General features: G+C 72.1%; 14 protein-coding genes. 7 read left to right on the top strand and 7 right to left on the bottom strand.

Features of this window, described 5'->3' with window-relative positions; all coding sequences use genetic code 11:
• The first annotated feature begins 15 nt into the window (after positions 1-15).
• Positions 16-1,080, top strand: a complete 1,065-nt coding sequence (locus tag BM314_RS27445) for a HoxN/HupN/NixA family nickel/cobalt transporter (protein WP_091981621.1) — start codon at positions 16-18, stop codon at positions 1,078-1,080.
• A gap of 88 nt (positions 1,081-1,168) precedes the next feature.
• Here BM314_RS27445 and BM314_RS27440 read toward each other — a convergent pair whose 3' ends face one another.
• Entirely contained in the window at positions 1,169-1,417 is a 249-nt protein-coding gene (locus tag BM314_RS27440) for a DUF6894 family protein (protein WP_026605132.1), read from the bottom strand.
• A gap of 336 nt (positions 1,418-1,753) precedes the next feature.
• Positions 1,754-2,017 carry a hypothetical protein gene (locus BM314_RS27435; protein ID WP_091981619.1) on the bottom strand — a complete coding sequence of 88 codons (264 nt, stop codon included), beginning with the start codon at positions 2,015-2,017 and terminating at the stop codon, positions 1,754-1,756.
• Between the two features lie 698 nt (positions 2,018-2,715).
• Here BM314_RS27435 and BM314_RS27430 point away from each other — a divergent pair.
• A complete protein-coding gene (locus BM314_RS27430; RefSeq protein WP_020094422.1) occupies positions 2,716-2,982 on the top strand; it encodes a GNAT family N-acetyltransferase in 267 nt (88 codons plus the stop codon).
• Positions 2,983-3,040: 58 nt separating this feature from the next.
• Here BM314_RS27430 and BM314_RS27425 read toward each other — a convergent pair whose 3' ends face one another.
• Together BM314_RS27425 and BM314_RS27420 are read right to left on the bottom strand one after the other, a co-directional pair.
• Entirely contained in the window at positions 3,041-4,333 is a 1,293-nt protein-coding gene (locus tag BM314_RS27425) for a TAXI family TRAP transporter solute-binding subunit (RefSeq protein ID WP_234083187.1), read from the bottom strand.
• Between the two features lie 120 nt (positions 4,334-4,453).
• A complete protein-coding gene (locus BM314_RS27420; protein ID WP_348272751.1) occupies positions 4,454-4,951 on the bottom strand; it encodes a PAS domain-containing protein in 498 nt (165 codons plus the stop codon).
• A gap of 325 nt (positions 4,952-5,276) precedes the next feature.
• On the opposite strand from BM314_RS27420, the gene BM314_RS27415 reads away from it, so the two are divergent.
• Both BM314_RS27415 and BM314_RS27410 read left to right on the top strand, forming a co-directional pair.
• Positions 5,277-5,516, top strand: a complete 240-nt coding sequence (locus BM314_RS27415) for a type II toxin-antitoxin system Phd/YefM family antitoxin (RefSeq protein WP_091981612.1) — start codon at positions 5,277-5,279, stop codon at positions 5,514-5,516.
• Positions 5,517-5,520: 4 nt separating this feature from the next.
• Positions 5,521-5,967: a type II toxin-antitoxin system VapC family toxin gene (locus tag BM314_RS27410; protein ID WP_020094418.1), complete on the top strand. Its 447-nt coding sequence runs from the start codon at positions 5,521-5,523 to the stop codon at positions 5,965-5,967.
• Positions 5,968-6,020: 53 nt separating this feature from the next.
• Here BM314_RS27410 and BM314_RS27405 read toward each other — a convergent pair whose 3' ends face one another.
• Positions 6,021-6,632 (bottom strand): TetR/AcrR family transcriptional regulator, encoded by a 612-nt coding sequence (locus tag BM314_RS27405; protein ID WP_091981610.1) that lies wholly within the window; start codon positions 6,630-6,632, stop codon positions 6,021-6,023.
• A 357-nt stretch (positions 6,633-6,989) separates the two neighbouring features.
• Here BM314_RS27405 and BM314_RS31325 point away from each other — a divergent pair, with 357 nt between their 5' ends.
• Entirely contained in the window at positions 6,990-8,012 is a 1,023-nt protein-coding gene (locus BM314_RS31325; protein ID WP_280141973.1) for an alpha/beta hydrolase family protein, read from the top strand.
• Between the two features lie 85 nt (positions 8,013-8,097).
• Here BM314_RS31325 and BM314_RS27395 read toward each other — a convergent pair whose 3' ends face one another.
• Entirely contained in the window at positions 8,098-8,661 is a 564-nt protein-coding gene (locus BM314_RS27395; protein WP_026605129.1) for a TetR/AcrR family transcriptional regulator, read from the bottom strand.
• Positions 8,662-8,763: 102 nt separating this feature from the next.
• Here BM314_RS27395 and BM314_RS27390 point away from each other — a divergent pair, with 102 nt between their 5' ends.
• Complete coding sequence (locus tag BM314_RS27390) at positions 8,764-9,969, top strand: MFS transporter (protein WP_091981604.1); 1,206 nt, start codon at positions 8,764-8,766, stop codon at positions 9,967-9,969.
• 230 nt (positions 9,970-10,199) lie between these two features.
• Positions 10,200-11,330 (top strand): epoxide hydrolase family protein, encoded by a 1,131-nt coding sequence (locus tag BM314_RS27385; RefSeq protein WP_091981602.1) that lies wholly within the window; start codon positions 10,200-10,202, stop codon positions 11,328-11,330.
• Positions 11,331-11,388: 58 nt separating this feature from the next.
• Here BM314_RS27385 and BM314_RS27380 read toward each other — a convergent pair whose 3' ends face one another.
• Entirely contained in the window at positions 11,389-12,300 is a 912-nt protein-coding gene (locus BM314_RS27380; protein WP_091981599.1) for an MBL fold metallo-hydrolase, read from the bottom strand.
• Positions 12,301-12,401 lie beyond the last annotated feature (101 nt).

The raw sequence follows: 12,401 nt of genomic DNA, 5'->3' as shown, positions 1-12,401 counted from the left end.
GTGGGTAAGGCTTTGATGGAAGCGATCGTCCCGTCCGATGGCACGGCGCCCCGCGTCGTGCGGCGCCGCATCGTTCTGCTCTACCTCGTCCTGATCGCGGCCAACGTCGCCGCCTGGTCCTGGGCCTACAGCCTGTTCGCGGGGCAGCCGGCCCTGCTCTCGACCGCGCTGCTGGCCTACGTCTTCGGGCTGCGCCACGCGGTCGACCCCGACCACATCGCCGCCATCGACAACGTCACGCGCAAGCTGATGCAGGCGGGCCAGCGGCCGGTCTCGGTCGGCTTCTGGTTCGCCCTCGGCCATTCCACCGTCGTGGTGGTGGCCGCGGCCGCGGTGGCGCTGGCCGCCACCAGCCTGATCACGGCCTCGGAAGGCTACCGGGAACTCGGCGGCCTGATCGGCACAGGCGTCTCGGCCGCCTTCCTGATCCTCATCGGCCTGGTCAATCTCGTCGTCCTCGCGGGGGTCTGGCGCGCGTTCCGGCAGGTGCGGCGCACCGGCCGCTACGTCGAGGCCGACCTCGACATGCTGCTCGCCAACCAGGGCGTCCTCGCCCGGATCCTGCGGCCGCTGTTCCGCCTCGTGACGCGCTCCTGGCACATGTACCCGCTGGGCCTGCTCTTCGCGCTCGGCTTCGATACCGCCACGGAAGTGAGCCTGTTCGGGCTCTCGGCCGCCCAGGCGAGCCAGGGCATCGATCTCTGGACGATCCTGGTCTTCCCGGCGCTGTTCACCGCCGGCATGACGCTGGTCGACGCGACCGACGGCGTGCTGATGCTCGGCGCCTACAGCTGGGCCTATGTCCAGCCCATGCGCAAGCTGTTCTACAATCTCACCATCACCCTGGTGTCGGTGGTGGTCGCGCTGGTGGTCGGCACGCTGGAGGCGCTGAACCTCCTGGCGGACAAGCTCAACCTCCAGGGCTGGCTCTGGGAGCGGATCGCCGCGATCAACGACCATTTCGGCGTGCTCGGCTTCGGCATCGTCGGCCTCTTCGCGGCGGCTTGGCTCCTGTCGTTCCTCATCTACCGCCTCGGCCGGTTCGACCGGATCGACGTCAAGCCGGCCGACATCCCCTGACCGGCGTCGGCCGTGTCCACGCGGGACGTCCGGCGCCGGTGAGTTGGGCCGATGTCGGAGCGCGCCGGATGCGCGCGGCGGGCTGAACCTACCCGGCCGCCTCGCTGAGCCTCAGGCCGGTGAACGTCAGCGTCGCCGTGTAGATCGGGGCGCCGGCCGCATCCCGGACGACCACGGTGTAGGTTTGCCTGTCCCCGTCGCTCGGGATCTCCCATCGCGCGACGTCCGGGAGGGAGATCATCGCTTCTCTGCGCGCAGCGTCGAAATCGGCGCACTCGGTCCCGTCCTCGTCGCGTTGCAACTGACCGTCGTGGATATCGAAGAAATAGCGCGGCACCCACGCCTCCGTGACTGGCTTCCCCTCACGAAAGCTAACCGGGATCGGAAACGCCGGTTCTCGGCGCGCGGCGCCCGATCCGCGCCGGTGATCGCGGCCGACGCCCTCGGATGAGCGGGCGTCGGCCGGGCCCGGCCGGCTATCCGTTCCGGGCCTTCCGGCGCTGGCGGCCGTGCCGTCGCGTCTCCGGATCGCGTCCTCGAACGGACACGTCGCGCGGGGCTGCGGATCGGAAGTGAGAGCGCCGCGCGACGGTGTGCGCGGCGTGACGAGACCGCTCCGGCCGTTCCGGCCGGGCCCGTGCCTCCGGACGGGCGGTCGCGGACCCGCGGTCTCTCAGCGGTCTCTCGTCTTCGTGGTACGGGAATCCTGCGTCTTGTTTCCGTCGTCGGCCGGCGAGGCGCCCGGAACGCCGGTGTTGCCCGAGCCCCCGCCCCTCTCTCCGCTCTTCATCTGATCGCCGTGCTGCATCCGCTGCCCGCCCGACCCGGATGGCGCTGGCCCGGACGTCGATCCTCCGGCGGCGCCCTGTGCCGTTGCCGCGCCGGCCGTCCCGAGAAGGAGCGACGAGACGAGGACGAAGATCCGGATTGAGGTCATGATGTTCTCCCGAAAACTACCATTGGGCAAGCACAGAAAGCTGTCTGAGTTCCGTAATATCGCAAAATATCGAGGGTTAGCTCATGATGTTATGTTTTTCTTATTGAATACTGCGGGTCGACGTGCCGAAATATCCGATCGCGGTCCGGGCGCGCGCGCATCGGCGGGCAAACCGCCCGGATCGCGCCTGAGCTGTGGGAAGCCGACGTGGACCGGCCTCCCCGCGGGGAGCCCGCAGATCGGTCCGACACGGCGCGGCGGGCCGCGCTGAGAGCGGCTCGGAGGGCCGGAGGGGCCGGTCCGCCGACGATGCCGGCACGAAATGACCGCCGCGGCGTGAGCCGGGCGGTCTAGGTGGTCTCGGGATGTCCAGAGTTAGACGATCGCGGGCCGCGCTTAATCCGCGCCGCATCCGCGCCGCGAGGAGCGGACCGCCGTGCCGGCCGCGCCGGCCGCGTCGTCCGGCGGGCCTCGTCGTGCTGCGGCGCTCGCGCGCCATGTCCACGTCGTCGGCGGCGATGCCGACGCGTCGGTTCTGACCCGCGTCCGCGACGAGGACACGCGCCCCATATAACCGTCGCGGGAGCGCGGGCCTTCGGGAGGCCGTCCGTGGCGGCGCGGGATCCTGCAGGGCGCCGGGTTCGACGCGGTGCTTCCCGATCGGAGCCGCGCAAAGCCGGGGGACGAGGAGGACCGAGATGCTGCGCGACAATGTCGAGCGAGGCCGCTTCGAGCTGCAGGTCGGCGGTGACGTCGTCTTCGCGACCTATCGGCGGGAGCCCGGCCAGCTCGTCATCAGCCACGTCTACGCGCCGCCGGTCCTGCGCGGCACCGGGGCGGCCGGCCGGCTCATGGAAGGCGTCGCGGCGCACGCGCGCGCCGAGGGCGATCGGATCGTGCCCCTGTGCGGCTACGCCCGGGCGTGGCTGCGCGGGCATCGGACGCATCGCGACCTGCTCGCGTGAGGCCGCGACCGGGCCGGGATCGGCCGCCGCCGGGGGCCGGTGCCGGGATCGCCTGGCGCTAGGTCATCCGTTGCGCCACGTGCCGCCGCCGGCGCTGGACGGCCTCGCGGACATGCGCGACGAGCAGGGCGACGAGGCGGATCTCGACGCTCTCCGTCCGCCTGTGGGCCTCCATCCGGATCGTCTCCGCCGCGAGCGCGTCGGCCTCCCGCTCCAGATGATCGAGCTCGACCGGATCGGCGCTCGACACGGACAGCCAGATCTCCAAGAGGCGCATGACCCGGGTGGGCGGCTGCAGCGGCCGGAAGCGCCGATACAGGCCGATGCCCGCCGCGCCGAGGGAGGCCAGCGCGCTGATCATGAGCCCGACCCAGTAGGCCGCGTTCTGCGCCTGATCGCTCAGGCTGGGCTGGTTCCCGGTCAGGTACGCCGTCGCGCCCGGGTGGATCGGGAGCGCCTGGACCTTGTCGTCGGTGTCGGGGGCCTCGATGCCGGCCAGATCGTCGTCGAGCGCGACGAGCCGCGGCTTGCCGGTGAGAACCTCGCGGGTGATCTCGCCGGCGAGCCAGTCCGGCATGGCGCCGCGGGCCACGAGCCGGTGGCTGACGGACAGCGTGGTGATGTCGTCGCCCGGTGCCGGCAGGGAGCCGAGGAACGCGCCCTTGGGCACGTCGATCGTGTCGAGCACGGGGTGCTCCTTGGCGATCGCCGCCGCCTCGTCGACCTCGAACAGCTTCGCCGCCCCGGAGCCTTTGCGCAGCGCCGTGAACAGGGGCAGCCACAGCGCGCTCCCGACCGGAGCCACCACGAACACCGAACCGATCTGGCGGCTGCGGGCGGCCTCTGTCAGCTGGTCGATCGTCAGGATCCGGCGATGCACGCTGCTCGGGGGCACGCCGAAATGCGTCAGGATCAAGTCGAGCAGGAGCGGGTCGAGCTTACGCCCGTCGAGGAGACCGACGGTGCTGCCCCGCAGCTTGGCCACGCTGTCGACGGGGCTGCCCCCGGGCGCGACGAAGACCACCGCGTCGCGGCGCAGGATGACCAGGGTCTGCCCGTCCTTCGGCGCGGCGTCGCTGCGCACCAGGGCGAGCTGGGTCTCGCCCTTGTCGAGGGCCGCCGAGGCGCCGAGGCGATCGGGCTCGAAGATCGTCCGGATGCGCACCCGCGGATGCTGGGTCTCGAAGAGCTGCGTGAGGGCCTGCGCGGCCTCCCGGTCCTCGGTGCTGGTCTTGGCGACCGCGATGTCGAGGGAGAGCAGGCCGAGGAGGAGATGGATGAGCAGAGCAGCGACGGCGGCCCCGGCGATGACGCCGAGGACGATGACTGTCGTTCTGGAACGCCGGATCATCCGTGCCGCGCTGATCTGCCGATCCGCCAGCATAGCGCGCGTGTCTGGCCCAGTCTCCCGCTCCCGGACAGGATCGGTCGACGCTCCGCCCCATGCTGTATCTTGCTCGGGACGCCGCGATCAGTTCATCTGGCGTTGCCGGTCTTGGACCTGTTGGACGGCGAGCCTGCGGCCCAGCGTCATCAGCAGCGCTTCGGCCTGCACCTTGAGCTCCGCGTCCCGCAACTCGCTGATCGCGTACATCGCCGCGATGGCGTGATCCGCTGCCAGCTCGAGGGGCGACGTCTCCACACGCGGCACGGCCTCGTCGGCCATGTCCTCGAACATCCGCATCCGGGTGATGTCGAGGAGAATGCCGCTGCCGCCCTGGAGCCGCCCGACATGATCGCCGGTGAAGCGCCCGCGCACCAGGACCCAGCGCGTCCGACCGTCCGCCGAGGTCACCCGATGCTCGGCGAGGTACGGTGTCCCCTCGCGGGCGCTGCGCCGAATCAGATCATCGATCCGCTCGCGATCGTCCGCGTGGATGCTGCTCATGTAGCGACCGAGCGGGACGCCTTCCTCGGCCTCGGCCGGATCGACGTTGTACACCAGGGCGACGAAGGCGTCGGCCCGCACCCGATCGACGCCCGCGTCCCATTCCCAGCGGCCGACGACGTCGAGCGCGTCCAGCGCCGTCTGGAAGGTTTCCGAGGCTGTTTGCCCGTCTAGAGGCTTAGAAGCTGCCACCCGAGCACCCGTATTCAGTTGTCACTAACATACGTTGGTCCTAAAGCGCCGCAACCGCAAGGGGCATAATCTGGTCAGCAATCAACTGTTGCGTGCCGGACACGGGTCGGCTTCGGCGAGCCGCCGGGGCCGGGTGCCGACGACGGGCCGCGGGCGGTCCTTGCAGATCGGAACTTGGACACCCATTATGACTACAGTGGTCACGGAGAGCGCCATGCAGGAGATCCAGCTTCGGGATGCCAAGGCGACGCTGTCGGCCGTCATCGACCAAGCGAAGCAGGGCGCGCCCTCGATCATCACCCGCCACGGCCGCCCCGAGGCCGTGCTGCTCAGCTTCGAGGACTGGCAGCGGCTGTCCTGCGTCCCGTCGTTCGGCCGCCTGCTCATGGCCGCGCCCGTCGCGGCGGACGACCTCGCCCCCCCGTCCGGCGGACTCAGAAGCGCCGAGCTGTGAGGCGGTGTACCTCGTCGACACCAACGTGCTCTCGGCCGGCGCGCCGACCAAGGCCGTTCCGGCCGTCGCACTGATCGACTGGATGGACCGCAACAGCGCGGGGCTCCATCTCTCGGTCGTCACGATCGCCGAGATCGAGGACGGCATCGCGAAGAGCCGCAGGGACGGTGCCGCGCGCAAGGCCGAGCGCCTCGCGGCGTGGCTGGAGACCTTGCTGCACCTGTACGCCGCCAAGGTCCTCCCGATCGACCTCGCCGTCGCGCGCCACATCGGCGGGTTGTCCGATCTGGCGCGCGGACAGGGGCACGCGCCCGGCTTCGCGGATCTCGCGATCGCCGCCACCGCGCGCTGCAACGGCTGGACGGTCCTGACCCGGAACGTGCGGCACTTCGCGCCGCTCGGCGTTCCCGCCTGCGATCCCTTCGTCGCGCTGCCGGCCGATGGGCGGTGACGGCGTCGCGCCCGTCACCGCGGGGCCGCGGCGGCGTGCCGATCGCGGCGGGACTATCGGGACGGTGTGCAGAACTCGGCCGTGAGACCGGCGAAGGCCGCCCGCAGGAAGGCGTCCACGGGACGGTCGCCGCCCGCCTGGATCCAGGCCTCGATCGCCAAGCGCATCGCACCGAGCGACGCCATGGCGACGAGGCGCAGCGGGGCGCTGCGGACGGGATCCGGCCAGCGCTCGATCAGCGCGGCGTGCAGGGCCTGCTCGTGCAGGCCGTAGGCCGCCTGCTTGCGGGCCTTCAGGGTCTCGCTGGAGCGCATGACCCGGTCGATGCTGATGAACTCCCGGGTCCGGAAGCCCGTCGACAGCGTCAGCAGGGCGTCCCGGACGACCTCCACCGGGACCTTGCCCTCCGGCTGGGCCAGGACGGCCTTACGCAGCGCCGCGCCGAAGCCGCGCATCTGCCAGTCCAGCAGGATCTCTTCCTTTGACTTGAAGTAGTAGAAGAAGGTTCGACGCGAGATGCCGGCCGCCTCGGCGATCGCGTCCAGGGTCGTCGCCTCGTAGCCGTGCCGGCTGAACAGCCGCAGGCCGGTCTCGGCGATCCGTTCCAATGTCTCCTGCCGTTTTCGCGCGCGCAGGCTGCCGGGCTTCGGTGGCGGGATCCCCATGCCGGCGTTGTGACATGCGATTCCGCACTTGCAAAGTTGCACGCGGTGCAATTATATTTTTTACACCAAGTGCGATTTTGATGCGCGGTCTCGGGACGCGGTGCGGAGTCCGGCCGGGCGCCCGCCCCTTCCTGCCGATATCGGCAGCCTCGTTCGCCGTCGGGGCCTCCGTCGGCGAACGGAATTCGGTTGGCGCGCGCCGGGGGGCGAGGACGCGTCGTGATCGGGCTGCGGCCGGCGATGCGCGGCTCTGCGAACCCTCCTGGCTCCCCTCCTCTCGCGAAAGCCCTCCCCATGCTCGAGTCTTCCGATCCGACAGCGGCACGGCCGTTGCCCAACCGTCGGCAGGTCGGCGCCATGCTGCTGGGAACCCTGGCCGCGGGTGTGACGCGGCCGGCCGCGGCGGAGCCCGTCGTCGAGGACGTCCGGATCGTCGACTTCGACTGGGTCGACGGCGCGCGCCAGCGACCGGTGCCGGTACGCCTGTACTGGCCGAACACGTCGTCGCTCCGGCGCCGCGTCCCGCTGGTCGTGTTCTCGCACGGTCTCGGACAGTCCCGAACCGGCTACAGCTATCTCGGACGGCACTGGTCGTCCCACGGGATCGCGAGCCTGCACCTGCAGCACGTCGGCAGCGACAGCTCCGTCTGGACCGGCAATCCCCTGGCCCTGCTCGACCGGATCGAGCGGGCGGCGCAGGAACGGGAGGCGATCGCCCGGGCGCGCGACCTGCGCTTCGCCCTGGACCGCCTCCTCGTTCAGGACGGGGGCGCCTTCGGAGACCGGATCGACCCGCGCCGGATCGTGGCGGCCGGCCATTCCTACGGCGCCAACACGACTCTGATCGCCGCGGGTGCGCGCGTCGTCCGTGACGGGCACGCCCTTCAGGCGCGGGATCCGCGGATCGCGGCCGGGATCGTGATCTCGGCGCCGCCCTTCTACGGCGAGCGCGACCTGCGGGCCGTCCTGGGCGCCGTCGAGATCCCGACCCTGCACGTGACGGCGACCGAGGATGTCATCCAGCTGCCCGGTCGCACCTCGCCGTTCAGCGACCGCCTCGCCGTGTACGAGGCGATCGCGACGCCCCGGAAGTCCTTGGCGGTCTTCCAGGGCGGCTCGCACAGCATCTTCACCGACCGTCCTCTCACGGGCGGTCTGAACCTGAACCCGCAGGTCAAGGCGGCGACCGCCGCCGGGACGCTGGCCTTTCTCGACCTCGCCTTCCGCGGCGATCCGGAGCCGCTGCGCGCGTGGTCCTCGACCTGGCGACCGATCCTCGCCGTCGCGCCCGCGGGCTACGCGGGCGCGTCGCTGGCGCAACCCGCGATAGCGACCCGCGGAAAGGACCGGACGCGCGCCCAGCCCGGGGAGCCGCTCTGACAGGCCGCTCGTCGCGCCCCCTGGCGGCTGAGGTCAGGAGCCCGGCCTCCTCCGCGAGGTCGGTGTACGGGGTCGGCGCCTCGGGTCAGGTCGCTTCGCGCGCCGTCAGGGTGCGGTCGACCAGCTCGAGGATCCGCTCCCGGTCCAGCGCGGTCCCGAACAGGATCCGGTAGAGGATCGGAGAGACGACCCCGTCCAGCACCGCCTCGGGGTCCGGGAAGGCCTCGCCGCGGGCCACGGCCCGATCCGCGATGATCGCGATCTGATCGCGGGTGAAGCTGCAGCATCGCTGGGCACAGTTCGCGTCCGCCGCCGCCAGGACGTCCCGGATCATCTCCCGCCCCGGTGCGGACGACATCTCGTCCGCGTACTGCTCCGCCCACGCCTCGAGATCGGTCCGGCCGCTCCCGGTATCGGCCGGCTCGCCGTCGGGACGGAGCCGCTCGACCGCGACATCGGCCAAGAGCTCGGCGAGCGTGCCCCACCGGCGGTAGATCGTCGACGGCGTCACGCCGGCCGCGGCGGCCACCAGGGGCACCGTGATTTCCGAACGGTCCGTCGTGGTCAGGAGCGCGCGCACGGCCGCCTGAACCGAGGTCTGCACCCGCGCGCTGCGGCCGCCCGGACGCGGCCCTTGCCTCGTCGTCATCCTGCACTCTGCCATCTGGGGCGCCACAAACGCAAAGATATTGCGTTTGTGGCGCGGAGGGCCTACGCATCAAACGCAACGGATTAGCCTTTAGGTTCGCCAATGACCAGGGACCGCAAGCTGAAAGTTGTGGCTGTCGCGGGCAGCGGCACGCTGTTCTTCCACGCGGCGGTGCTCGGCACCTTCCTCGCCGCGTCCGCCGCTCCGACGCCGCTGTACCGGTTCTACCAGGAGACCTACGCGCTCTCCCCCGTGCTCACGACCGCGGTGTTCGCCGTCTACGCGCTGGCGCTCCTCAAGGCGCTCCTCGTCGCCGGGTCGATCTCGGACCATCTGGGCCGACGGCCGGTGATCTTCGGCGCGCTGCTCCTCGAGCTGGTGGCGATGGCCCTGTTCACGACGGCCAGCGGGGCGTGGGGACTCATCGCGGCGCGCTTCGTCCAGGGCGTGGCGACCGGCATCGCGGCGAGTTCGCTGGGCGCCGCGCTCGTCGACGTCGACCGGGCGCGGGCCCAACTCGTGAACGCGATCATGCCGCTGATCGGGATGGCGGCGGGCGCGCTCGGAACCAGCGCCCTCGTGCAGTACGGCCCGCACCCTCTCCACCTCGTCTACGCGATCCTGGGCGCGGTGTTCGCCGCGCAGGCCGCTCTCCTCTGGCTCACGCCCGAGACCGGCGAGCGCCGCGCGGGCGCCCTGCGGGCCCTGAGGCCGCGCGTCGTGGTTCCGCCGCAGGCCAGGCGGCCGCTGGCCGCGATCACGCCGACCAACATCGCGACCTGGATGCTCGGGGGCTTCTACCTCTCCATCGTTCCCTCGCTGGTCGTCGCCGCGACGGGCAGCCGGACCCCGTTGACGAGCGGCGTCATGGTCGCGGCCCTGATGGTCGCCGGCGCCCTCGCGGTCCTCCAGCGGCGCGGCCGGGACGCCGCGGCCAACCTGACGATCGGGACGCTCGCCATGACCGCTGGCCTCGTCATCGTGCTCGCCGGCATGCACGGCGGGAGCGTGCCGGTCCTGATCGGCGGGACCCTGGTCGGCGGGGCCGGCTTCGGGACGAGCTTCCTCGGCGCCCTCGGGACGATCGTCCCGCTGGCGAAGCCGAGCGAGCGGGCGGAGCTCCTCGCGAGCTACTACGTCGAGAGCTACCTGGCGTTCAGCCTCCCGGTGATCTGTGCCGGGTATCTCGTGCGCCGGATCGGCTACGTGACGACCGCCGACCTCTACGCGGCCGCGATCCTCGCCATGAGCGCGGCCGGGTTCCTGGCGCGGCGGGCACTGACGTCGCGACGCGTCTCGCCCGGCTGACGCACCCTGCCTGCGGCGCTCCGGTCGGGTCCGCGTCCCGGACGGGCACCGAAGCCGGCCGCCGGGCGCTGAGAGCCCTCGCGCGATCGCGCCGCCAACAGCCATCGTGCCGGCCGGGGCGATCCCGGCGCGACCGTCCCGGCCCGGCCGCGTTGACCCGGATCAACGTCGCGCGAACGGGACGGCCGGGTTCGGCACGCTCCCGGGACGCGGAGCCGAGCGGAGGCATCATGCGAGACTTCACCGTCGCCTGGGACGCGAACCGGCTGGCCTGGGTGCGGGAGCGCGTGCGGGCCTACCGCATGCCGCGCCTGCCGACGGGGGCCGGCTGGCGCTACGGCTGCGATCCGGACGTCCTGGCCGACCTGTGCGCCCACTGGCTCGACGGCTTCGACGAGGCCGCGGCCGCGGCCGAGCTCAACCGCTTCCCGCAGATCCTGGGCCGCGTCGAGGATCTCGACCTGCACGCCGTCCACGTCGTCGGCGAGGCGGAAGGCCGGCGCCCGCTGCTGCTGATCCACGGCTGGCCGGGTTCGATCTACGAGTTCTGGTCGGTGATCGAGCCCCTGGCCTTCCCGTCGCGCCACGGCGGGCGGCCGGAGGACGCGTTCGACCTCGTGATCCCGGCGCTGCCCGGCTTCGGCTTCTCGGGCAAACCCGCCGCGCCGATCGGCGCGCGCAGCACGGCGCGGCTGTTCGACCGCCTGATGCGCGAGACTCTGGGCTACCCGCGCTACCGGGTTCAGGGCGGCGACTGGGGCGCCGGGGTCGCGGCCTGGCTCGGTCTCGACCACGCCGCGTCGCTGGAGGCGATCCACCTGAACTACCTGCTGGTGCAGCCCGATGCCGAGCCGGAGAGCGCGGCGGAGCGGGCTTGGCAGAAGCAGGCCGGAGCCACCCAGCAGGCGCTCGGGGCCTACGCGCAGCTGCAGGGCACCAGGCCGCTCTCGCTCGGCTACGCCATGGCGGACGAGCCGGTGGCGCAGCTGGCGTGGCTGGTCGAGCGATTCCACGACTGGGCCGACCTGCGGGAGCGGCCCTTCGCGCAGGTCTTCACGAACGATCAGCTCCTGACCAACGCCCTGCTCTACATCCTCACCGATTCCTTCGCGACGGCGACGTGGTTCTACGCCGGCGCGCAGCAGGAGGGCGTGCGCCGGATGCCGCCGGGGCGGCGCGTCACGGTGCCGACGGCCTTCGCGGCCTACCCGGATCCGCGCACGCCCGCGCCGCCGCGAGAGTGGCTGGAGCGCGGCTACGCGGTCTCGCGCTGGCAGACGATGCCCCGCGGCGGCCATTTCGCCGCCATGGAGGCGCCGGACCTGTTCGTCCGGGACCTGCGGGACTGGGGCCGCGGCTGACGGCGTCGTCCCACCGCATCGCGGGCTCAGCCGGACCCGGCGGCACGAACCGGATCCTCTAGATCAGCGCGTAGCCCGCCCCGTCCCGCTCGATCCGCCCGCGGGCGGCGAGGTGCATCCCGGTCACGCTCAGGCCCTCCGCCGCCGCGCGGTCGAGGATGCGCCGGCGGGTCGCGATCGCCTCCGCCGGATCCGTGTCCCAGATGACGGTCCAGTCCGGGTGCGGCATCTGCAGGAGCCGCGAGTGGATGACGTCGCCCCAGATCAGCAACCGGTCCGCGCCGTCCGCGATCAGCACGCCCATGTGACCCGGCGTATGGCCCGGGAGCGGCATCGCGCGGATGCCGGGGGCGAGCTCGGCCTCGCCCGAGAGGCGGCGGATCCGATCGGGGTAGGCGGCGAGCACGGCCTGCGCCGTCTCGAACATCGGCCGCAGGGCGTCGGGCGCGGCGGCCCGCGCTCCCGCATCCGACCAGTAGGCGACCTCGCGCTCCTGCACCACGAGCTCGGCGTTCGCGAACCGCGCCAGGCGGCCCGGCGTCAGGAGACCGCCCGCATGGTCGGCGTGGAGATGGCTCAGCCAGATGGTCTCGACCTGGTCGGGCCGCACGCCCTCCGCCGCCAGCGCGGCGGTCACCCGGTTGAAGTCCGGTCCGAAGACGGTGCCGCAGCCCGCGTCGAGCAGCCAGTGGCGCGCGCCGCGCCGGATCAGGAAGGCGTTGACCGGCTCCGGCGACGGACCGTCCCCAGGAAGACCGGCACCCTGCAACAGAGCCCGTCCGGCCGGGCTCTCGGCCGCGGGCATCATGCGCGGCTCCAGCGGGAACAGCCCGTCGCGCAGGGGCGTCACGGTGAAGGCGCCGACCCGGTAGGGCGGGGTTCCGGTCGCGGCCGCGCCGGGGCGGTGCAGGCCGAGCGGCAGCAGGGCGGCGGCGGCGAGCAGGCTGCGGCGGGACAGGTGAGAGGCCATGGCGGGCTCCGCGGGATACGGGACGCCGCCATCCTGCGGGGCGTGCGGGGCGCGGGCCAGGGACGTCCTCCCGCCCGCGACCGGGCATTCTTCCCGCGCTG

The organism is Methylobacterium sp. 13MFTsu3.1M2 (genome assembly GCF_900112625.1).
Lineage (GTDB): Bacteria > Pseudomonadota > Alphaproteobacteria > Rhizobiales > Beijerinckiaceae > Methylobacterium.
The sequence above is the reverse complement of the archived record's forward strand: the minus strand, read 5'-3'. Positions and strand labels throughout refer to the sequence as shown.

Excerpts from the sequence above, each read along its gene's own strand:
- BM314_RS27385 (WP_091981602.1), top strand. The coding sequence starts at position 10,200 with ATGCGAGACTTCACCGTCGCCTGGGACGCGAACCGGCTGGCCTGGGTG.
- BM314_RS27380 (WP_091981599.1), bottom strand. The coding sequence starts at position 12,300 with ATGGCCTCTCACCTGTCCCGCCGCAGCCTGCTCGCCGCCGCCGCCCTG.
- BM314_RS27425 (WP_234083187.1), bottom strand. The coding sequence starts at position 4,333 with ATGATCCGGCGTTCCAGAACGACAGTCATCGTCCTCGGCGTCATCGCC.
- BM314_RS31325 (WP_280141973.1), top strand. The coding sequence starts at position 6,990 with ATGCTGCTGGGAACCCTGGCCGCGGGTGTGACGCGGCCGGCCGCGGCG.
- BM314_RS27445 (WP_091981621.1), top strand. The coding sequence starts at position 16 with ATGGAAGCGATCGTCCCGTCCGATGGCACGGCGCCCCGCGTCGTGCGG.
- BM314_RS27395 (WP_026605129.1), bottom strand. The coding sequence starts at position 8,661 with ATGACGACGAGGCAAGGGCCGCGTCCGGGCGGCCGCAGCGCGCGGGTG.
- BM314_RS27405 (WP_091981610.1), bottom strand. The coding sequence starts at position 6,632 with ATGGGGATCCCGCCACCGAAGCCCGGCAGCCTGCGCGCGCGAAAACGG.
- BM314_RS27415 (WP_091981612.1), top strand. The coding sequence starts at position 5,277 with ATGCAGGAGATCCAGCTTCGGGATGCCAAGGCGACGCTGTCGGCCGTC.
- BM314_RS27430 (WP_020094422.1), top strand. The coding sequence starts at position 2,716 with ATGCTGCGCGACAATGTCGAGCGAGGCCGCTTCGAGCTGCAGGTCGGC.
- BM314_RS27435 (WP_091981619.1), bottom strand. The coding sequence starts at position 2,017 with ATGACCTCAATCCGGATCTTCGTCCTCGTCTCGTCGCTCCTTCTCGGG.
- BM314_RS27390 (WP_091981604.1), top strand. The coding sequence starts at position 8,764 with ATGACCAGGGACCGCAAGCTGAAAGTTGTGGCTGTCGCGGGCAGCGGC.